This is a genomic window from Streptococcus australis, assembly GCF_003943615.1.
Taxonomy (GTDB): Bacteria; Bacillota; Bacilli; order Lactobacillales; family Streptococcaceae; genus Streptococcus; species Streptococcus australis_C.
The window spans coordinates 123,930-140,335 of sequence record NZ_RJPZ01000007.1 but is presented as its reverse complement, the minus strand read 5'-3'; the positions used below and the strand labels follow the sequence as shown (position 1 = coordinate 140,335).

Genomic DNA, 16,406 nt, shown 5'->3' with positions numbered 1-16,406 from the left:
TAGTTATCCCCCGCTACCAGGCAGGTTACCTACGCGTTACTCACCCGTTCGCAACTCATCCGGAAAGAGCAAGCTCCTTCCTTCAGCGTTCTACTTGCATGTATTAGGCACGCCGCCAGCGTTCATCCTGAGCCAGGATCAAACTCTCATTAAAATAATTGTTTGTCTTAAACTCATTCTGTCACTGACAGATTTATTGTTTTTTTCATTGTTCAGTTACTATAACTTCCGTTATAGTGCCCTGCACATTGGTTCGTCTTGTTCAGTTTTCAAAGGTCTTTGTCGCTCTCGCGCGACAACTATATTAGTATATCACGACCAATTATTCTTGTCAATATCTTTTTTCTATTTTTTTATTTTTTTTGTTATTTTCTTGATTCTAAAAAAAGGAAATGCTGTGAAATCAGCACTTCCCTAACTCATTCATTATTTCTTCAAGATAAAGTTCTTCTTGCTTTCCACGGTCAATCAATCCTCTTTTAGAGATTGTTAGTAGATCCAATGAATAGTGTTTAATTTTCTCCAATTCACTTTCAGTTAGATTTTTTTTGGAGTATTGTCTTCTTAATTCTTTTGGATCTTCTTTGGTAAAATCAAAATAGTTATTTTGAGCCAAATACTCTTCCAATTCTTCGAGATTATGATGCAATCCAACATGAAAGGCAATTGGTACAAATGTTTTATTTAACGGTTGAGTACAAACACTTCTGTATTCAATAGTCCCTCTTGTCGTTAAATCTTGAAAATGGTAGCTTCTATGATTCTTTATGTCTTCTTCTTGAGGTTTTATATCTTGTCTAGTTCCATCTAACCGATAAGCTACTATTTTTTCTTTCGCTAGGTAATCCTCTACTTTAATAGGTTCGAAATATAGTATTTCTTCCTCACGATAAACATAAAACAAGGCTGTTTTCGCTAAATAATCCAGAAAATCCTGTTCATTTATAAACGCTTTTAGATTCACACCAACATTTTCCTGGTAATAGCCATGCATCGAATCTTCCCAGAAAATATCTCTTGATATCATCGTATCCCAGTTTTCTCCATCGAAAATGGAATTAGCAAAGAGATAAGCTTTTGCAGGCTCTACCTTATTCATCGCGTTTATCACTTTTAAATAATTATTTCTTGAAACATCCAGTTGCACTTGATTGCCGCAAATAAAGGTTCCATAGTCTGGATAGTTATGAAATCGGTTGTTGGTAGTTTTTTTTGCTAGTTGTAAGAATTGGATCAGCATTTTATAACGATCAATTTTTACAGGTTGATTATCATTTATTTTCCAATAAGGATGAAGGCCTCTTCCTTCAATTTGATGCTGTTTCTCTCTTAAAAATGGTTGAATGATTCCTAAATAGTGATTAAAACGTCTTTCAACTTCTTGAATAGTTTTAGCTTTTTCAAATGCAAATTCAATGGTATTGTAGGATAACTCGAATACAATTTGATCTTTATTTACTTCATGTTGCAACTGGACTGGATTGCCATCTTCATCTAGTTTAATCGCTCTAAACTCTTCAACCTCTTGCAGATACTTAAAAAGAGCCTTTGTAACCAATACATCCGTTTTATTTCCCAAGGTATTTACGATCGGAAATTCTAGTTCAACTCCAATATACTGCTCTGGTTTTTCTTTTAGCGGGGCAAGGTAACGCTTCGCCAATAATTGCTGGGCGAGTGCTTGTGATTTTTCTTTTACTGTCATAACTCTTCTATTATATCAAAAAAACGCCTGCTTACGAAATTGTTTTAAATTAAAGCAATTTCGTAAACAAGCGTCTACCATTTACCTCAATATGATGAGTGTTACCGCTAGGAAAAATCCTAGCGGCAGACCAGAGCTAGACTAAGAAGAACAATACAGTTCTCCCAACATCATAACACTCAACAAAATTGATGATTTTATACTAATTCGATAATTGCCATTGGCGCAGCATCCCCACGGCGTGGTTCAGTTTTAAGGATACGAGTATATCCACCATTGCGCTCAGCATAACGTGGTGCAAGTTCAGAGAACAATTTTTGAAGTGCTGTTGTTTCTGAATATTTACCAGTTTCTTCATCAAAGTTTTGTGATGCAACTTCATTGCGTACGTAAGCAGCTGCTTGACGACGTGCATGCAAGTCACCACGTTTACCTAAAGTAATCATTTTTTCAACTGATTTACGGATTTCTTTTGCACGTGCTTCAGTTGTTACGATTGCTTCATTGATGATAAGATCTGTTGTCAAATCACGAAGCATTGCTTTACGTTGTGAGCTAGTGCGTCCTAGTTTACGGTAAGCCATGTATTCCTCCTCTATTTATCGTTTTTTAGCCCAAGGCCTAAATCGGCAAGCTTAACTTTAACTTCTTCGAGACTCTTACGTCCAAGGTTACGAACCTTCATCATTTCTGGTTCAGATTTTTCTGTTAAATCATACACAGTGTTGATACCGGCACGTTTTAAACAGTTATATGAACGGACAGAAAGATCCAATTCTTCGATGGTACGTTCTAATACTCGATCATCTGATGCTGTATCTACTTCCTTCATGACATCTGTCGCAATTGCGATTTCTGTTAAGTTAGTAAAGAGGTTCAGGTGTTCTGTCAAAATACGAGCAGATAAACCTAATGCATCTTCTGGAATAATTGTTCCATTTGTTAAGATTTCAAGGGTTAGTTTGTCAAAACCATCGTTGCTACCAACACGAGCTGGTTCAACTTGGTAATTAACTTTTGTCACTGGCGTATAGATTGAATCTACAGCAAGTGTACCAACTGGTGCATCATCTTTTTTATTTTGATCAGCTGGAACATAACCACGACCGCTGTTCACAGTCAAAGTTGCTTTAAAGCTTGATCCTTCACCGATTGTAAAAAGATAATGATCAGGATTTACAATTTCAATGTCACTATCTGTAAGAATATCTCCAGCAGTTACTTCTGCAGGACCTTCTACATCAAGTTCAATAATCTTTTCGTCTTGGACGTAAGATTTTACAGCGATCCCTTTAACGTTAAGAATGATTTGCATAACGTCTTCACGGACACCCGGAACTGTATCAAATTCGTGCAATACACCTTCAATGTTAATTGAAGTAACAGCAGCACCTGGAAGTGAAGCCAATAATACGCGACGAAGAGAGTTCCCTAGTGTTGTACCATAACCACGTTCAAGTGGTTCTACTACAAATACACCGTAATCTTTATTTTCATCAATTTTTGTTATATTTGGTTTTTCAAACTCAATCATTTGCTATACTCCCTCTGAAACGAAAAGCTGTGTAATTGTTGATGATTATACACGGCGACGTTTTGGAGGACGAGCACCATTGTGTGGCACAGGAGTCACATCGCGAATTGCAGTAACTTCAAGACCAGCAGCAGCAAGAGCACGAATAGCAGACTCACGACCAGAACCAGGACCTTTAACAGTAACTTCTACTGATTTAAGACCATGTTCTTGAGCTGATTTTGCAGCAGCTTCTGAAGCCATTTGTGCAGCAAATGGTGTAGATTTACGAGAACCTTTGAAACCAAGAGCACCTGCAGATGACCATGCAATTGCGTTACCATGCACATCAGTAATCATAACAATTGTGTTATTAAATGTTGCGTGAATATGAGCAATACCTGATTCGATATTCTTTTTCACACGACGTTTACGTGTTGGTTTAGCCAAGATTTTTACCTCCTTATTTTATTTTCTTATTTTTTCTTACCAGCAATCGCAACAGCTTTACCTTTACGAGTGCGAGCATTGTTTTTAGTGTTTTGTCCACGAACAGGAAGTCCACGACGGTGACGGATACCACGGTATGAACCGATTTCCATCAAACGCTTAATGTTCAAGTTCACTTCACGACGAAGGTCACCTTCTACTTTAATTGCGTCAACTTCACGACGGATAGCATCTTCTTGATCTGGTGTAAGGTCACGAACACGAATATCTTCAGAAACGCCTGCAGCAGCAAGAATTTTCTTAGATGTTGGAAGTCCAATACCGTATACATAAGTCAATGAAATTACTACACGTTTGTCATTTGGAATGTCAACTCCAGCAATACGAGCCATGTTTTCTCCTTTCTATCTTATCCTTGACGTTGTTTGTGTTTTGGATTTGCTGGGCAAATTACCATAACACGACCATTACGACGAATTACTTTACAGTATTCGCAAATTGGTTTGACCGATGGTCTTACTTTCATTTTTATCCCTCCAAGTTTTTCGATTATTTAAAGCGGTATGTGATACGTCCACGTGTCAAATCGTACGGACTCATCTCCACTGTAACACGATCTCCCGCTAAAATACGAATATAGTTTTTACGAATTTTACCAGAAACTGTTGCTAAAATCTGATGTCCATTTTCAAGTTCAACCGTAAACATAGCATTCGGCATGGTATCAACTACCTTACCTTCTACTTCAATCACATCGTCTTTTGCCACGCAAAAGTACCTCCATAAATTTCGATTCATTCCTCTGAGCACAGAGGTAACAATTATAAGTCAGACTAATTCATTGTATCACTTGTTGTCAATTATTGCAAGTGACTAAAACGTTTTTATTTCAAATTCTCCAAGACTTTTTGGATATCCTTAAATACGTCGTTAATGTCTTGGTTTCCTTCGATATCATGGACTAATCCTTTTGCACGATAATGAGCAAGAATTGGCTCACCTTGAGCAATATTCACATCCAAGCGGCGTTTAACCGTTTCTGGTTTGTCGTCCTCACGTTGGTAATAGTCTTCTTCCTTGTAATCAACTGGTGGGTTGAATACTTTATGGTAGGTTTCACCTGTTTCGCGGTGAATAATACGACCACTCAAGCGTTCAAGAAGGCAAGATGGATCCACTTCGATGTTGATTACACCCTCAAGCTCCAAACCAAGGTCAACCAAAATTTGATCCAAAGCATGTGCTTGTTCAATCGTACGAGGGAAACCATCCAAGAGGAATCCTTTTTCCTTAATATCGTCTTGAGCCAAACGTTCTTTTACAATCCCGTTTGTTACATCATCCGGCACCAATTCACCTTTATCAATGAATGATTTTGCCAAGACACCCATTTCGGTTTGATTGGCCATTGCAGCACGGAACATATCCCCTGTTGAGATATGTGCAACTTGAAATTGTTCTACAATTTTAGCGGCTTGTGTCCCCTTACCTGCTCCAGGCAATCCCATGATTAATAAATTCATAATCATTTGCTCCTTATTTTGTTTTTAAATAAGCCTGTTACAATTTAACAAACTTATTCAAAAACAAAATAGAAGGTTGACAATGTCAACCTAATTCTATTCTGTTGTATCCATGAAACCAATGTATTTGCGTTTCAATAAGTAACCTTCTAATTGTTTCATTCCTTCAATACCAGTCGAGATAATGATCAAGAGACTAGTTCCTCCGAGAGCAACTGTATCTGTCAGACCAAAGATATCCCGAGCAAGGATTGGAATAATGGTGATGAATCCAAGGAATAGAGAACCAACCGTAGCCAATCGTCTAAGAAGACGTGACATGTAGTCTTCAGTTCCCTTACCAGGACGCACACCTGGAATGTAGGCACCACTCTTTTGTAGATTTTCCGCAGTTTTCTCTGGGTTAATCTGTACAAATGTGTAGAAGAACGTAAACAAAATGATTAGCAAAGCATACATTGCTACACCAGTAGGTGTATTGGTTGCTAACATAGATTGTGCTGTTCGAACCCATCCAGCATTGTAACCCATGGCACTAATGACCTGGAAAATTGCTGCCGGTGCAGCCGTGATCGAACTAGCAAAGATGACAGGAATAACTCCAGCTGGGTTTACCTTCAATGGAAGATATGAGCTAGATGGTGCTCCTTGTGCAATCTTTGTGTATTGAATTGGAATTTTATACTGAGCTTGTTCCACAAAGGTTGTGAAGTAGATAATCACTAATACCGCTAAGATTAACACACCTACGAAAATTAGTGAATTATTCAATTGTCCGTGACGAACGTTTACAAATGAATCTTCATAAACCCCTTTGATCATCTCCGGAATTGAAGAAACAATCCCCGCAAAGATAATCATAGAAACACCATTCCCGTATCCTTTATCAGAGATTTGTTCTCCAAGCCAAGTGACAATCATCGAACCTGTTGTTAAAATTGCACCAATTAAGATGTAGGTTTCAACGTTAGGTGTTGCTACTAATTTAGCTTGTGACAAGGTGTGGAAAGTAGCTGTAATTCCAATGGATTGAACGAAAGCTAGAACCAAGGCAATATAACGTGTCGCCTGATTCAACTTTCTCCGTCCAACTTCTCCTTGTTTCCCCCACTCAACAAATTTCGGAAGTAAATCCATTTGAAGGAGCTGAACAACGATGGAAGCTGTGATGTAAGGACTCACCCCTAGGGCAAAGACAGAGAAGTTTCTCATGGCATTCCCTGACACCAAGCTCATCATATTCAAGAAGGAAACATCTTGTAAGTTGTTAAGGATTTTCGCATTCACACCAGGAACCGTAATCGTGGTTCCGATTCGAAAAACAAGTATGATAAAAATGGTAAATAAAATTTTTGATCTTACTTGTTTTACCTTAAATGCATCTTTTAATAATTTAAAGAACATAGGTCACCCCTCTTAGATGACTTCTACTGAACCACCTTTAGCAGTGATAGCTTCTTCAGCTGATTTAGAGAATTTAGCTGCCTTAACAGACAATTTTTTAGTCAATTCTCCGTTACCAAGAATTTTAATTCCTGATTTTTCAGCCTTTACAATACCTGCTTCTACAAGTACTACTGGTGTTACTTCAGCACCATCTTCGAAGACGTTCAACTGATCAAGGTTTACAATAGCATATTCTTTAGCGTTGATGTTTGTAAATCCACGTTTTGGAAGACGACGGAACAATGGAGTTTGTCCACCTTCAAAACCAAGACGTACTCCGCCACCGCTACGAGCTTTTTGACCTTTTTGACCACGGCCAGAAGTTTTACCATTACCAGATGAAGTACCACGACCAACACGGTTGCGGACTTTACGTGAACCTGCAGCAGGTTGTAATTCATGAAGTTTCATTATTTAATTTCTCCTCTTTTGTAAATTGCTAACGCATGCAATCAGGAAAAGGTGTCCTGACTACAAACTCGCCTATACTTATATTTAGTTTTAGGGGATGAGAAATCTCCCATACCCCTGAAAACCTTGTTCTATTATAAATAGATTATTTTACTTCTTCAACTGTTACCAAGTGAGATACTGCAGTGATCATTCCACGTACTGCTGGGTTATCTTCTTTAATAACAGAGCTGTTCAATTTGCCAAGTCCAAGTGCTACAACAGTTTTACGTTGTGACGGGATGCGTCCGATTGGAGACTTAGTCAAAGTAATTTTAATTTGAGCCATTTGAATCTCCTTTCTTAAGCCAAGTCAGAAACTGAAATACCACGAAGGGCAGCAACTTCTTCAGCGCGTTTCAATTGAGCTAAACCTTCCACTGTTGCACGAACAATGTTGATTGGAGTGTTTGATCCAAGTGATTTAGATGTTACATCTGCAATACCTGCCAATTCGACAACGGCACGAACTGCACCACCTGCAGCAACCCCAGCCCCTTCGATAGCTGGTTTCAACAATACACGAGCTCCACCAAATACTGATGTTACTTCGTGTGGAATTGTTGTTCCAACCATAGGAACTTCAATCAAGTTTTTCTTAGCATCTTCTACTGCTTTACGGATTGCTTCTGGTACTTCTTGAGCTTTACCTGTACCAAAACCAACACGTCCGTTACGGTCACCAACAACTACAAGAGCTGCAAAGCGAAGACGACGTCCACCTTTAACAACTTTTGTAACACGGTTGATGGCAACTACACGTTCTTCAAGTTCAACTGCATTGTCTTTAAATGCCATTTTCTAGTGTCCTCCTATTAGAATTTCAATCCGTTTTCACGAGCTGCATCAGCCAAAGCTTTAACACGTCCGTGATATAGATATCCACCGCGGTCGAACACCACTTCAGAAATACCTTTAGCAACTGCACGTTCAGCAACAAGTTTGCCGACAACAACGGCTTGTTCAGTTTTAGTTCCTTTTGAAACTTCTTTGTCAAGAGTTGAAGCGCTTGCGAGCGTTACACCCGCTACGTCATCAATTACTTGAGCGTAGATGCCTGTATTAGAACGGAATACGTTCAAACGTGGGCGATCAGCAGTTCCAGAGAGTTTTCCGCGGACGCGACGGTGGCGTTTTTGACGGATTTTATTTTTATCTGGTTTCGAAATCACAATTTTCACCTCTTAATTTTAAAATCATGTGCTAAGCACTGAGTTGGAAAATAGGTGGGTGGTTGATAAACAACCACTCAACATTATTTACCTGTTTTACCTTCTTTACGGCGAACGAATTCACCAACGTAACGGATCCCTTTACCTTTGTAAGGCTCTGGTGAACGAAGGCTACGTACGTAAGCAGCTGTTTGACCAACTACTTCTTTTGAAATTCCGCTGATAACGATAGTCGTTGGGTTTGGAAGTTCAAAAGTAATTCCTTCTGGAGCTTCAACTTCGTCTGGGTGAGATTTACCAACAGCCAAGACAAGTTTTGATCCTTGAAGTTGTGCACGGTAACCAACCCCGCGCATTTCAAGTTCCTTCTTGAATCCTTCTGATACACCAACAACCATGTTGTTCAAAAGGGCACGAGTAGTTCCGTGGATAGTTTTCATTTCTTTTGAATCGTTTGGACGGTGAAGAGTTACTTCGTTACCTTCCACACGGATTTCAATATCTTTTGAGAACTCACGAGTAAGTTCTCCTTTAGGTCCTTTTACAGTTACAACGTTGTCCTTGTTAGTGAGTTCAACACCAGCAGGCAACACGATAACTTTATTACCAATACGTGACATGTTTTTATTCTCCTGTTAAATTGTCAGGCCTTTGAAGGCCAGTTTTCACGGGGTTTAAATCTTTTTGATTTAAAAGTTAATGTTTAGGTCTCAATTTCAAAGTGAATCGAGACATCGTCTCGCAGGCATAACTTTGGGTTAGGCAAGAGACGATAACGAAGAGTCACAACGAAATTGGGAGCTAAATATTACCAAACGTAAGCGATAACTTCCCCACCAACGTTCTTTTGGCGTGCTTCTTTATCAGTAAGCAAACCTTCAGAAGTTGAAAGGATAGCAATTCCAAGTCCGTTAAGAACTTTTGGAAGATCTTCACGTTTTTTGTAAACACGCAAACCTGGTTTAGAAACACGTTTCAAGTTTGTGATAACTTTTTCACCGTTTGCTCCGTATTTCAAGAACACGCGGATGATTCCTTGTTTGTCATCTTCGATGATTTCAACGTTTTTTACAAAACCTTCGCGCTTAAGGATTTCAGCAATCCCTTTTTTAATGTTTGATGCAGGTACTTCAAGTACTTCGTGTTTTGCTTGGTTAGCGTTACGAATACGAGTTAGGAAGTCTGCGATTGGGTCAGTCATAACCATTTTATATTTCTCCTCTTACTAGTAGTTTGAAATTTTCACTTGCTAGTTAATGATTGAGCTAGGCTCAGAATATGTTTCTAGGTTTCAATTCCTAAGTGAGTCTAGGCATCTGCTTGCAGGCATAATTCGAGTTAGGCAAAAGCAGATAACGACGATTCACGACGGAATTGAAAGCTAGAATTACCAAGATGCTTTAGTGACACCAGGAATTTGTCCTTTGTATGCCAATTCACGGAAGCAAACACGGCAAAGTTTAAACTTGCGGTAAACTGAGTGTGGACGTCCACAACGTTCACAGCGAGTGTATGCTTGAGTAGAGAACTTCGCTGGGCGTTTGTTCTTAGCAATCATAGATTTTTTAGCCATTAGTTTTACCTCCTATATTATTTTGCAAACGGCATACCAAGGCCAGTAAGCAATGCACGCGATTCTTCGTCTGTGTTCGCAGTAGTTACGATTACGATATCCAAACCTCGAGTTTTATCAACATCATCAAAGTTGATTTCTGGGAAGATCAATTGCTCTTTCACACCAAGTGTGTAGTTTCCGCGTCCGTCAAATGATTTTGTTGGAACACCATGGAAGTCACGAACACGTGGAAGTGAAACTGAAACCAATTTGTCCAAGAATTCGTACATACGTTCGCCACGAAGAGTTACTTTCGCACCGATCGCTACACCTTCACGAAGACGGAAGCCGGCGATTGATTTTTTAGCTTTTGTGATAAGTGGTTTTTGACCTGAGATCAATGCCAATTCTTCAGCAGCTTTCTCAAGGTTTTTAGCGTTAGAAACAGCGTCTCCAACACCCATGTTCAAAACGATCTTATCAACTTTTGGCACTGCCATAACTGATGAGTAGTTAAATTGTTCAGTCAAAGCTGGAACTACTTCATTAAGGTATTTTTCTTTTAAACGATTAGCCATTATACTTCTCCTTTCCTTCGTGATTAGTCAAGCACTTCGCCTGATTTTTTGTTATAACGAACTTTTTTGCCGTCTACGAATTTGTAGCCAACACGTCCAGCAACACCGTTCTTGTCCAAGACTTGAACGTTTGATACATGGATTGGAGCTTCTTTTTCGATGATAGCACCTTGAGGGTTTTCGTTATTTGGACGTTGGTGTTTCTTAACAAGGTTTACACCCTCAACAACAACTTTATTTACTTTTGGAAGAGCAGCAACGACTTTAGCTTCAACACCTTTGTCTTTACCAGCAATTACACGAACTTTGTCGCCAGTTTTTACAAACATTTTATTCTCCTTTTATTCTTACGCCCGATGGGCACCCTGGCCAAAGAGCCAGGGGACTGTGTTTGTGATTTTTATATTAAAGTACTTCTGGAGCAAGTGATACGATCTTCATGAAACCACCGTCACGCAATTCACGAGCGACTGGGCCAAAGATACGAGTTCCGCGAGGAGTTTTGTCTTCACGGATAATCACTGCAGCATTTTCGTCGAACTTGATGTATGAACCATCTTTACGACGAGCACCTGATTTAGTACGAACGATAACAGCTTTTACAACGTCACCTTTTTTAACCGCACCACCAGGAGTAGCTTGTTTTACAGATGCTACGATGACATCACCGATACCTGCGAATTTACGTCCTGAACCACCAAGAACTTTGATGGTCAAGATTTCGCGTGCACCACTGTTGTCAGCAACTTTCAAACGAGTTTCTGTTTGAATCATTTAAGTTTTCTCCTTTCAGGTCAGATTAGATGATGACCGCTTCTTCAACAACTTCTACAAGACGGAAGCGTTTTGTAGCTGAAAGCGGACGAGTTTCCATGATACGAACGATATCGCCTTCTTTGGCAACGTTGTTTTCATCATGTGCTTTGTATTTTTTAGAATAGTTGATACGTTTACCATAGACTGGGTGGTTACGTTTAGTTTCAACTACAACTGTGATTGTTTTGTCCATTTTGTCAGACACAACGCGTCCAACAAGAACTTTACGATTATTGCGTTCCATTGAAATTCTCCTTCCCTAGTCTATTATTTAGCTTCTGATTGAACAGTTTTGATACGAGCGATTTGTTTTTTCACTTCTTTCAAACGCCCAGTTTGTTCCAATTGACCAGCAGCTGCTTGGAAACGAAGTTCAAACAATTCTTTCTTCAATTCATTTTCACGCTTCGCGAGTTCTTCTTGAGAAAGACCACGAAGTTCTTTAACAAATTCTTTTACTTCTGTAAGTTTCATGACCTCTCCTTATTTTGCTTCACGTTTTACGAATTTACATTTAACCGGCAATTTGTGGCTTGCAAGACGAAGCGCTTCACGAGCGATCTCTTCAGATACACCAGCAACTTCAAACATTACTTTACCACGTTTAACTGGTGCTACCCAACCTTCAGGTGCCCCTTTACCAGATCCCATACGTACCCCGATAGCTTTAGCGGTGTATGATTTGTGTGGGAAGATCTTGATCCAAACCTTACCACCACGTTTCATGTAACGAGTCATGGCAATACGAGCAGCTTCGATTTGGCGGTTAGTGATCCAGTGGCTAGTTGTAGCCTGAAGACCGTATTCACCGAATGATACTTCTTTTCCACCTTTTGCTTCACCGCGCATTTTACCACGGAATTCGCGACGGTGTTTTACACGTTTAGGTACTAACATTGGTTATTTACCTCCTTTAGCGTCTTTACGAGCTGGAAGAACTTCACCACGGTAGATCCATACTTTAACACCAAGTTTACCGTAAGTTGTATCTGCTTCTTCCCAAGCGTAATCGATGTCTGCGCGAAGTGTGTGGAGTGGAACTGTACCTTCAGAATATCCTTCAGCACGGGCGATATCTGCACCGTTCAAACGACCTGATACTTGAGTTTTAATTCCTTTAGCTCCAGCGCGCATAGTACGTTGGATCGCTTGTTTTTGAGCACGACGGAAAGCCACACGTTGCTCCAATTGACGAGCAATTCCTTCACCAACAAGGTGAGCATCCAAGTCAGGACGTTTGATCTCGATGATGTTGATGTGAACTTGTTTACCTGTCAATTTGTTAAGAGCTGCACGAAGTGCATCGACGTTTGCTCCACCTTTACCGATAACCATACCTGGTTTAGCAGTGTGAAGTGAAACGTTAACTTTGTTTACTGCACGTTCGATTTCGATAGTAGAAACCGCAGCGTCAGCTAATTCTTTTTGAATAAATTTGCGGATTGCAAGATCTTCATGAAGGTAATCCGCGTATTCTTTTTCAGCATACCATTTGGCATCCCAATCACGGATGATGCCGACACGCATTCCAATTGGATGTACTTTTTGACCCACGATGTTACCTCCTTATTTTTCTGTCACAACCACTGTGATGTGGCTTGTGCGTTTGTTGATTGGCGAAGCTGAACCTTTCGCACGTGGACGGAAACGTTTCATTGTTGGTCCTTCATTTGCGAATGCTTCAGATACTACCAAGTTTGCTTTTTCCAAACCAAAGTTGTTTTCAGCGTTTGCTACTGCTGAGTTCAATACTTTCAAGATGATTTCAGCTGCTTTGTTTGGAGTGAATTTCAAGATTGCTACTGCATCGGCTACGCTTTTACCACGGATGTTGTCAAGAACAAGACGTGATTTACGAGGTGAAACACGCACTGTACGAGCCATTGCTTTAGCTGAAGTAATTTCTGCCATTTATGTTCTCCTTATTTTCTACGTGTCTTCTTGTCATCTGCAGCGTGACCTTTGTAAGTACGAGTTGGTGCAAATTCACCAAGCTTGTGACCTACCATGTCTTCTTGGATGTAAACTGGTACGTGTTTACGTCCATCATAAACTGCGATAGTGTAACCAATGAAACTTGGGAAGATCGTTGAACGACGTGACCAAGTTTTGATAACTTTTTTCTTTTCGTCGTTAGCTTGAGCTTCAACTTTTTTCATCAAATGCTCATCGACGAAAGGTCCTTTTTTAAGACTGCGTCCCATTTTATTATTTTCTCCTTTAAATATAGTACCACAGCGGCTTGCGCTCATAAGGAGCGCTACCGAGCTGGCGGATGATCTAGCGCTAAGCGGCTAGTTTAAAATTATTTCTCGTTGCGACGACGAACGATAAGTTTGTCAGATTTCGCTTTCTTGTTACGAGTTTTAAGACCAAGAGCAGGTTTGCCCCATGGAGTAGATGGCGCTTTACGACCAACTGGTGCTTTACCTTCACCACCACCGTGTGGGTGATCGTTAGGGTTCATTACAGAACCACGAACTGTTGGGCGGATACCTTTCCAACGGCTACGTCCAGCTTTACCAAGGTTTACAAGTCCATGTTGTTCGTTTCCGACAACACCAACTGTAGCACGGCAAGTTCCAAGGATCATACGAACTTCGCCTGATTGAAGACGAACAAGAACATATTTACCTTCAGAACCCAATACTTGAGCAGAAGCTCCAGCAGCACGGACCAATTCTCCACCACGACCTGGTTTCAACTCAATGTTGTGGATCAAAGTACCAACTGGGATGTTAGCAAGTGGAAGAGCGTTTCCGACTTTGATATCTGCTTCTGGACCTGATACGATACGTTGACCAACTTCAAGACCTTTTGGTGCGATGATGTAAGCTTTCACACCGTCAGTGTAGTGTACCAAAGCGATGTTTGCAGAACGGTTTGGATCGTACTCAATTGTTTTTACAACTGCTTCAACGTTGTCTTTGTTACGTTTGAAGTCGATCAAACGGTAATGACGTTTGTGTCCACCACCTTGGTGACGAACTGTGATACGTCCGTTGTTGTTACGACCTGCTTTGCTCTTCAATGAAACAAGCAAAGATTTCTCTGGTGTGCTTGTTGTGATTTCAGCGAAATCCAAAGAAGTCATATTACGGCGACCGTTTGTTGTTGGTTTATAAACACGAATTCCCACGATATTTCCTCCTTAGATTATTCAGCTTCAGTAGCGAACAACTCGATTGCTTTTGAATCAGCTGTAAGCGTGATGATAGCTTTTTTAGTTTTTGAAGTAAAACCAGTGTAACGTCCAACACGTTTTGCTTTTGGTCTTACGTTTACAGTGTTCACATTCGCAACTTTCACACCTTCAAAGGCAGCTTCAATAGCTTGTTTGATCAAAAGTTTGTGAGCGCGAGTGTCAACTTCGAATACATATTTGCCTGCTTCAAGTTGAGCCATTGACTTTTCAGTGATAACAGGTTTTTTGATAACATCATACAAATTCATTATGCAAGAACCTCCTCGATTTTAGAGATAGCTGCTTGAGTAACAAGAAGTTTGTCACTATTTGCGATGTCAAGAACACTTGCAGTTGTAGCAGTCGCAACTTTCACGTTTGGAAGGTTACGAGCTGAAAGAGCTGCGAATTCGTTTCCTTCTTCAAGAATAACAAGGACTTTAGAATCGATGCTCAAAGCTGCAAGAACTTTTGCAAATTCAGCAGTTTTTGGAGCTGTAAATTCAAGAGAATCAACGGCTACAAATTTGTTTTCAGCAACTTTTTCTGAGTAAACAGATTTAAGTGCAAGGCGACGAACTTTTTGAGGAAGTTTGTACGCATAGCTACGTGGAGTTGGTCCAAAGACAATTCCACCACCACGCCATTGTGGAGAGCGGATAGAACCTTGACGAGCACGTCCAGTTCCTTTTTGACGCCATGGTTTGCGTCCGCCACCTGAAACGGCTGAGCGGTTTTTAACTGCGTGAGTTCCTTGACGAAGGCTAGCACGTTGGCTGATGATCACATCAAATACAACTGCTTGGTTTGGTTCGATACCAAAGATCGCATCGTTAAGAACAACTTCGCCCGCTTGTTTACCAGTTTGGTCGAATAATGTTACATTTGCCATTTTGACTGTATTCCCCTTTCCTTATTATTTACCAGCTTTAACTGCTGACTTGATAGTGATAAGAGATTTCTTAGCACCTGGTACGTTACCTTTGATAAGGATAACGTTCTTTTCTGGAACAACTTGTACAACTTCAAGGTTTTGAATAGTTACACGGTCGCCACCCATACGTCCTGCAAGGTTTTTACCTTTGAATACGCGGTTAGGTGCAACAGGTCCCATAGAACCTGGACGACGGTGGTAACGAGAACCGTGAGCCATAGGTCCACGTGATTGTCCGTGACGTTTGATAACACCTTGGAAACCTTTACCTTTAGAAGTACCAGTTACATCAACAATGTCTCCAGCTTCGAAAGTGTCAACTGTGATTTCAGCACCAACTTCCAAGCCTTCAACGTTTTTGAATTCACGAATGAAGCGCTTAGGAGCCGTGTTAGCTTTTGCTACATGTCCTTTAGCAGGTTTGTTGCTCAATACTTCGCGTTTGTCATCGAAACCAACTTGGATAGCGTTGTAACCATCTGTTTCAACAGTTTTAACTTGAAGAACAACGTTTGGAGTTGCTTCGATAACTGTTACAGGGATCAATTCGCCAGCTTCAGTGAAGATTTGAGTCATTCCCACTTTTTTCCCTAAGATTCCTTTTGTCATGAGAAAATAGTTCCTTTTCTATAATTTTTTATTCAAAAAGTTTTTAACGAGCGTTTTTTATGCTCAATGTATCAAGCTTTAGATTAAAGTTTGATTTCTACGTTTACACCACTTGGAAGATCCAATTTCATCAAAGCGTCAACTGTTTTTTGAGTTGGGTTGATGATGTCGATCAAACGTTTGTGTGTACGCATTTCGAATTGTTCGCGAGAATCTTTGTATTTGTGAGTCGCACGAATGATTGTGTAGAGGCTACGCTCAGTTGGAAGTGGGATTGGACCCGCAACTTGTGCACCTGTACGAGTAGCTGATTCTACGATTTTTGCAGCCGCTGTGTCAAGTGTACGGTGTTCGTACGCTTTCAAACGGATGCGGATTTTTTTGTTTGCCATCTTTTTCTCCTTTTCGTCTATTTAAGATAATAGGCTAGCTCCACAAGAAAACCGACGCGCGTTGCGTGGCAATGCAACC

Annotated in this window: 30 protein-coding genes and 1 rRNA gene; all 31 read right to left on the bottom strand. The window is 40.3% G+C overall.

The features are described from left to right. Positions 1 to 154 (bottom strand): 16S ribosomal RNA (locus D8785_RS08885); the annotation flags it as partial. A gap of 249 nt (positions 155 to 403) precedes the next feature. Further along, entirely contained in the window at positions 404 to 1,705 is a 1,302-nt protein-coding gene (locus D8785_RS08880; RefSeq protein WP_125375157.1) for a glutamate-cysteine ligase family protein, read from the bottom strand. Between the two features lie 197 nt (positions 1,706 to 1,902). Further along, positions 1,903 to 2,289, bottom strand: a complete 387-nt coding sequence (gene rplQ, locus D8785_RS08875) for a 50S ribosomal protein L17 (RefSeq protein ID WP_006595176.1) — start codon at positions 2,287 to 2,289, stop codon at positions 1,903 to 1,905. Between the two features lie 11 nt (positions 2,290 to 2,300). Next, the gene (locus D8785_RS08870) at positions 2,301 to 3,239 is read right to left on the bottom strand and encodes a DNA-directed RNA polymerase subunit alpha (RefSeq protein ID WP_006595177.1); all 939 of its coding nucleotides are present in this window, start codon (positions 3,237 to 3,239) and stop codon (positions 2,301 to 2,303) included. Positions 3,240 to 3,284: 45 nt separating this feature from the next. Beyond that, positions 3,285 to 3,668 (bottom strand): 30S ribosomal protein S11, encoded by a 384-nt coding sequence (rpsK, locus tag D8785_RS08865; RefSeq protein WP_001118385.1) that lies wholly within the window; start codon positions 3,666 to 3,668, stop codon positions 3,285 to 3,287. Between the two features lie 26 nt (positions 3,669 to 3,694). Next, entirely contained in the window at positions 3,695 to 4,060 is a 366-nt protein-coding gene (rpsM, locus tag D8785_RS08860) for a 30S ribosomal protein S13 (RefSeq protein ID WP_003009631.1), read from the bottom strand. 17 nt (positions 4,061 to 4,077) lie between these two features. Then, positions 4,078 to 4,194, bottom strand: coding sequence for a 50S ribosomal protein L36 (gene rpmJ, locus D8785_RS08855; protein ID WP_001808836.1), 117 nt, complete (start codon positions 4,192 to 4,194; stop codon positions 4,078 to 4,080). 23 nt (positions 4,195 to 4,217) lie between these two features. Beyond that, the gene (gene infA, locus D8785_RS08850; protein WP_001029883.1) at positions 4,218 to 4,436 is read right to left on the bottom strand and encodes a translation initiation factor IF-1; all 219 of its coding nucleotides are present in this window, start codon (positions 4,434 to 4,436) and stop codon (positions 4,218 to 4,220) included. Positions 4,437 to 4,552: 116 nt separating this feature from the next. Then, positions 4,553 to 5,191: an adenylate kinase gene (locus D8785_RS08845; protein WP_125375156.1), complete on the bottom strand. Its 639-nt coding sequence runs from the start codon at positions 5,189 to 5,191 to the stop codon at positions 4,553 to 4,555. A gap of 96 nt (positions 5,192 to 5,287) precedes the next feature. Beyond that, positions 5,288 to 6,595: a preprotein translocase subunit SecY gene (gene secY, locus D8785_RS08840; RefSeq protein ID WP_125375155.1), complete on the bottom strand. Its 1,308-nt coding sequence runs from the start codon at positions 6,593 to 6,595 to the stop codon at positions 5,288 to 5,290. Positions 6,596 to 6,607: 12 nt separating this feature from the next. After that, positions 6,608 to 7,048, bottom strand: a complete 441-nt coding sequence (gene rplO / locus D8785_RS08835; protein ID WP_006595181.1) for a 50S ribosomal protein L15 — start codon at positions 7,046 to 7,048, stop codon at positions 6,608 to 6,610. A gap of 145 nt (positions 7,049 to 7,193) precedes the next feature. After that, complete coding sequence (gene rpmD, locus D8785_RS08830) at positions 7,194 to 7,376, bottom strand: 50S ribosomal protein L30 (RefSeq protein ID WP_002894509.1); 183 nt, start codon at positions 7,374 to 7,376, stop codon at positions 7,194 to 7,196. 14 nt (positions 7,377 to 7,390) lie between these two features. After that, on the bottom strand, positions 7,391 to 7,885 hold the full coding sequence (gene rpsE, locus D8785_RS08825; protein ID WP_006595182.1) for a 30S ribosomal protein S5: 495 nt from the start codon (positions 7,883 to 7,885) through the stop codon (positions 7,391 to 7,393). A 17-nt stretch (positions 7,886 to 7,902) separates the two neighbouring features. Then, positions 7,903 to 8,259 (bottom strand): 50S ribosomal protein L18, encoded by a 357-nt coding sequence (gene rplR, locus D8785_RS08820; protein ID WP_003010871.1) that lies wholly within the window; start codon positions 8,257 to 8,259, stop codon positions 7,903 to 7,905. 83 nt (positions 8,260 to 8,342) lie between these two features. Next, positions 8,343 to 8,879: a 50S ribosomal protein L6 gene (rplF, locus tag D8785_RS08815; RefSeq protein ID WP_125375154.1), complete on the bottom strand. Its 537-nt coding sequence runs from the start codon at positions 8,877 to 8,879 to the stop codon at positions 8,343 to 8,345. Between the two features lie 188 nt (positions 8,880 to 9,067). Further along, positions 9,068 to 9,466, bottom strand: a complete 399-nt coding sequence (rpsH, locus tag D8785_RS08810; RefSeq protein ID WP_125375153.1) for a 30S ribosomal protein S8 — start codon at positions 9,464 to 9,466, stop codon at positions 9,068 to 9,070. A gap of 180 nt (positions 9,467 to 9,646) precedes the next feature. Continuing rightward, positions 9,647 to 9,832 (bottom strand): type Z 30S ribosomal protein S14, encoded by a 186-nt coding sequence (locus D8785_RS08805; RefSeq protein WP_001085699.1) that lies wholly within the window; start codon positions 9,830 to 9,832, stop codon positions 9,647 to 9,649. Between the two features lie 17 nt (positions 9,833 to 9,849). Then, positions 9,850 to 10,392: a 50S ribosomal protein L5 gene (gene rplE, locus D8785_RS08800; RefSeq protein ID WP_006595184.1), complete on the bottom strand. Its 543-nt coding sequence runs from the start codon at positions 10,390 to 10,392 to the stop codon at positions 9,850 to 9,852. Between the two features lie 23 nt (positions 10,393 to 10,415). Beyond that, positions 10,416 to 10,721, bottom strand: coding sequence for a 50S ribosomal protein L24 (gene rplX, locus D8785_RS08795; protein WP_006595185.1), 306 nt, complete (start codon positions 10,719 to 10,721; stop codon positions 10,416 to 10,418). A gap of 76 nt (positions 10,722 to 10,797) precedes the next feature. Next, on the bottom strand, positions 10,798 to 11,166 hold the full coding sequence (gene rplN, locus D8785_RS08790) for a 50S ribosomal protein L14 (RefSeq protein ID WP_023025002.1): 369 nt from the start codon (positions 11,164 to 11,166) through the stop codon (positions 10,798 to 10,800). Between the two features lie 25 nt (positions 11,167 to 11,191). Then, positions 11,192 to 11,452, bottom strand: coding sequence for a 30S ribosomal protein S17 (gene rpsQ / locus D8785_RS08785; RefSeq protein WP_000440801.1), 261 nt, complete (start codon positions 11,450 to 11,452; stop codon positions 11,192 to 11,194). A gap of 23 nt (positions 11,453 to 11,475) precedes the next feature. Further along, positions 11,476 to 11,682 carry a 50S ribosomal protein L29 gene (gene rpmC, locus D8785_RS08780; RefSeq protein WP_003002350.1) on the bottom strand — a complete coding sequence of 69 codons (207 nt, stop codon included), beginning with the start codon at positions 11,680 to 11,682 and terminating at the stop codon, positions 11,476 to 11,478. Between the two features lie 9 nt (positions 11,683 to 11,691). Further along, positions 11,692 to 12,105 (bottom strand): 50S ribosomal protein L16, encoded by a 414-nt coding sequence (gene rplP, locus D8785_RS08775; protein WP_023024998.1) that lies wholly within the window; start codon positions 12,103 to 12,105, stop codon positions 11,692 to 11,694. Between the two features lie 3 nt (positions 12,106 to 12,108). Then, positions 12,109 to 12,762 (bottom strand): 30S ribosomal protein S3, encoded by a 654-nt coding sequence (gene rpsC / locus D8785_RS08770; protein ID WP_006595187.1) that lies wholly within the window; start codon positions 12,760 to 12,762, stop codon positions 12,109 to 12,111. Between the two features lie 12 nt (positions 12,763 to 12,774). After that, positions 12,775 to 13,119 (bottom strand): 50S ribosomal protein L22, encoded by a 345-nt coding sequence (gene rplV, locus D8785_RS08765; protein WP_006595188.1) that lies wholly within the window; start codon positions 13,117 to 13,119, stop codon positions 12,775 to 12,777. Positions 13,120 to 13,130: 11 nt separating this feature from the next. Continuing rightward, positions 13,131 to 13,412 carry a 30S ribosomal protein S19 gene (gene rpsS, locus D8785_RS08760; protein WP_000533766.1) on the bottom strand — a complete coding sequence of 94 codons (282 nt, stop codon included), beginning with the start codon at positions 13,410 to 13,412 and terminating at the stop codon, positions 13,131 to 13,133. Between the two features lie 101 nt (positions 13,413 to 13,513). Next, positions 13,514 to 14,347 carry a 50S ribosomal protein L2 gene (gene rplB, locus D8785_RS08755; protein WP_006595189.1) on the bottom strand — a complete coding sequence of 278 codons (834 nt, stop codon included), beginning with the start codon at positions 14,345 to 14,347 and terminating at the stop codon, positions 13,514 to 13,516. Positions 14,348 to 14,364: 17 nt separating this feature from the next. Next, positions 14,365 to 14,661 carry a 50S ribosomal protein L23 gene (locus tag D8785_RS08750; protein WP_125375152.1) on the bottom strand — a complete coding sequence of 99 codons (297 nt, stop codon included), beginning with the start codon at positions 14,659 to 14,661 and terminating at the stop codon, positions 14,365 to 14,367. Beyond that, complete coding sequence (gene rplD, locus D8785_RS08745; RefSeq protein WP_003009591.1) at positions 14,661 to 15,284, bottom strand: 50S ribosomal protein L4; 624 nt, start codon at positions 15,282 to 15,284, stop codon at positions 14,661 to 14,663. Before rplD ends, D8785_RS08750 begins: the two co-directional genes overlap by 1 nt. Positions 15,285 to 15,308: 24 nt before the next feature. Further along, the gene (gene rplC, locus D8785_RS08740; protein ID WP_003010846.1) at positions 15,309 to 15,935 is read right to left on the bottom strand and encodes a 50S ribosomal protein L3; all 627 of its coding nucleotides are present in this window, start codon (positions 15,933 to 15,935) and stop codon (positions 15,309 to 15,311) included. 83 nt (positions 15,936 to 16,018) lie between these two features. Next, a complete protein-coding gene (rpsJ, locus tag D8785_RS08735) occupies positions 16,019 to 16,327 on the bottom strand; it encodes a 30S ribosomal protein S10 (RefSeq protein WP_003009585.1) in 309 nt (102 codons plus the stop codon). Positions 16,328 to 16,406 lie beyond the last annotated feature (79 nt).

Excerpts from the sequence above, each read along its gene's own strand:
- D8785_RS08880 (WP_125375157.1), bottom strand. The coding sequence starts at position 1,705 with ATGACAGTAAAAGAAAAATCACAAGCACTCGCCCAGCAATTATTGGCG.
- rplQ (WP_006595176.1), bottom strand. The coding sequence starts at position 2,289 with ATGGCTTACCGTAAACTAGGACGCACTAGCTCACAACGTAAAGCAATG.
- D8785_RS08870 (WP_006595177.1), bottom strand. The coding sequence starts at position 3,239 with ATGATTGAGTTTGAAAAACCAAATATAACAAAAATTGATGAAAATAAA.
- rpsM (WP_003009631.1), bottom strand. The coding sequence starts at position 4,060 with ATGGCTCGTATTGCTGGAGTTGACATTCCAAATGACAAACGTGTAGTA.
- rpmJ (WP_001808836.1), bottom strand. The coding sequence starts at position 4,194 with ATGAAAGTAAGACCATCGGTCAAACCAATTTGCGAATACTGTAAAGTA.
- D8785_RS08845 (WP_125375156.1), bottom strand. The coding sequence starts at position 5,191 with ATGAATTTATTAATCATGGGATTGCCTGGAGCAGGTAAGGGGACACAA.
- secY (WP_125375155.1), bottom strand. The coding sequence starts at position 6,595 with ATGTTCTTTAAATTATTAAAAGATGCATTTAAGGTAAAACAAGTAAGA.
- rplO (WP_006595181.1), bottom strand. The coding sequence starts at position 7,048 with ATGAAACTTCATGAATTACAACCTGCTGCAGGTTCACGTAAAGTCCGC.
- rpmD (WP_002894509.1), bottom strand. The coding sequence starts at position 7,376 with ATGGCTCAAATTAAAATTACTTTGACTAAGTCTCCAATCGGACGCATC.
- rpsE (WP_006595182.1), bottom strand. The coding sequence starts at position 7,885 with ATGGCATTTAAAGACAATGCAGTTGAACTTGAAGAACGTGTAGTTGCC.
- rplF (WP_125375154.1), bottom strand. The coding sequence starts at position 8,879 with ATGTCACGTATTGGTAATAAAGTTATCGTGTTGCCTGCTGGTGTTGAA.
- rpsH (WP_125375153.1), bottom strand. The coding sequence starts at position 9,466 with ATGGTTATGACTGACCCAATCGCAGACTTCCTAACTCGTATTCGTAAC.
- D8785_RS08805 (WP_001085699.1), bottom strand. The coding sequence starts at position 9,832 with ATGGCTAAAAAATCTATGATTGCTAAGAACAAACGCCCAGCGAAGTTC.
- rplE (WP_006595184.1), bottom strand. The coding sequence starts at position 10,392 with ATGGCTAATCGTTTAAAAGAAAAATACCTTAATGAAGTAGTTCCAGCT.
- rplX (WP_006595185.1), bottom strand. The coding sequence starts at position 10,721 with ATGTTTGTAAAAACTGGCGACAAAGTTCGTGTAATTGCTGGTAAAGAC.
- rplN (WP_023025002.1), bottom strand. The coding sequence starts at position 11,166 with ATGATTCAAACAGAAACTCGTTTGAAAGTTGCTGACAACAGTGGTGCA.
- rpsQ (WP_000440801.1), bottom strand. The coding sequence starts at position 11,452 with ATGGAACGCAATAATCGTAAAGTTCTTGTTGGACGCGTTGTGTCTGAC.
- rpmC (WP_003002350.1), bottom strand. The coding sequence starts at position 11,682 with ATGAAACTTACAGAAGTAAAAGAATTTGTTAAAGAACTTCGTGGTCTT.
- rplP (WP_023024998.1), bottom strand. The coding sequence starts at position 12,105 with ATGTTAGTACCTAAACGTGTAAAACACCGTCGCGAATTCCGTGGTAAA.
- rplV (WP_006595188.1), bottom strand. The coding sequence starts at position 13,119 with ATGGCAGAAATTACTTCAGCTAAAGCAATGGCTCGTACAGTGCGTGTT.
- rpsS (WP_000533766.1), bottom strand. The coding sequence starts at position 13,412 with ATGGGACGCAGTCTTAAAAAAGGACCTTTCGTCGATGAGCATTTGATG.
- D8785_RS08750 (WP_125375152.1), bottom strand. The coding sequence starts at position 14,661 with ATGAATTTGTATGATGTTATCAAAAAACCTGTTATCACTGAAAAGTCA.
- rplD (WP_003009591.1), bottom strand. The coding sequence starts at position 15,284 with ATGGCAAATGTAACATTATTCGACCAAACTGGTAAACAAGCGGGCGAA.
- rplC (WP_003010846.1), bottom strand. The coding sequence starts at position 15,935 with ATGACAAAAGGAATCTTAGGGAAAAAAGTGGGAATGACTCAAATCTTC.
- rpsJ (WP_003009585.1), bottom strand. The coding sequence starts at position 16,327 with ATGGCAAACAAAAAAATCCGCATCCGTTTGAAAGCGTACGAACACCGT.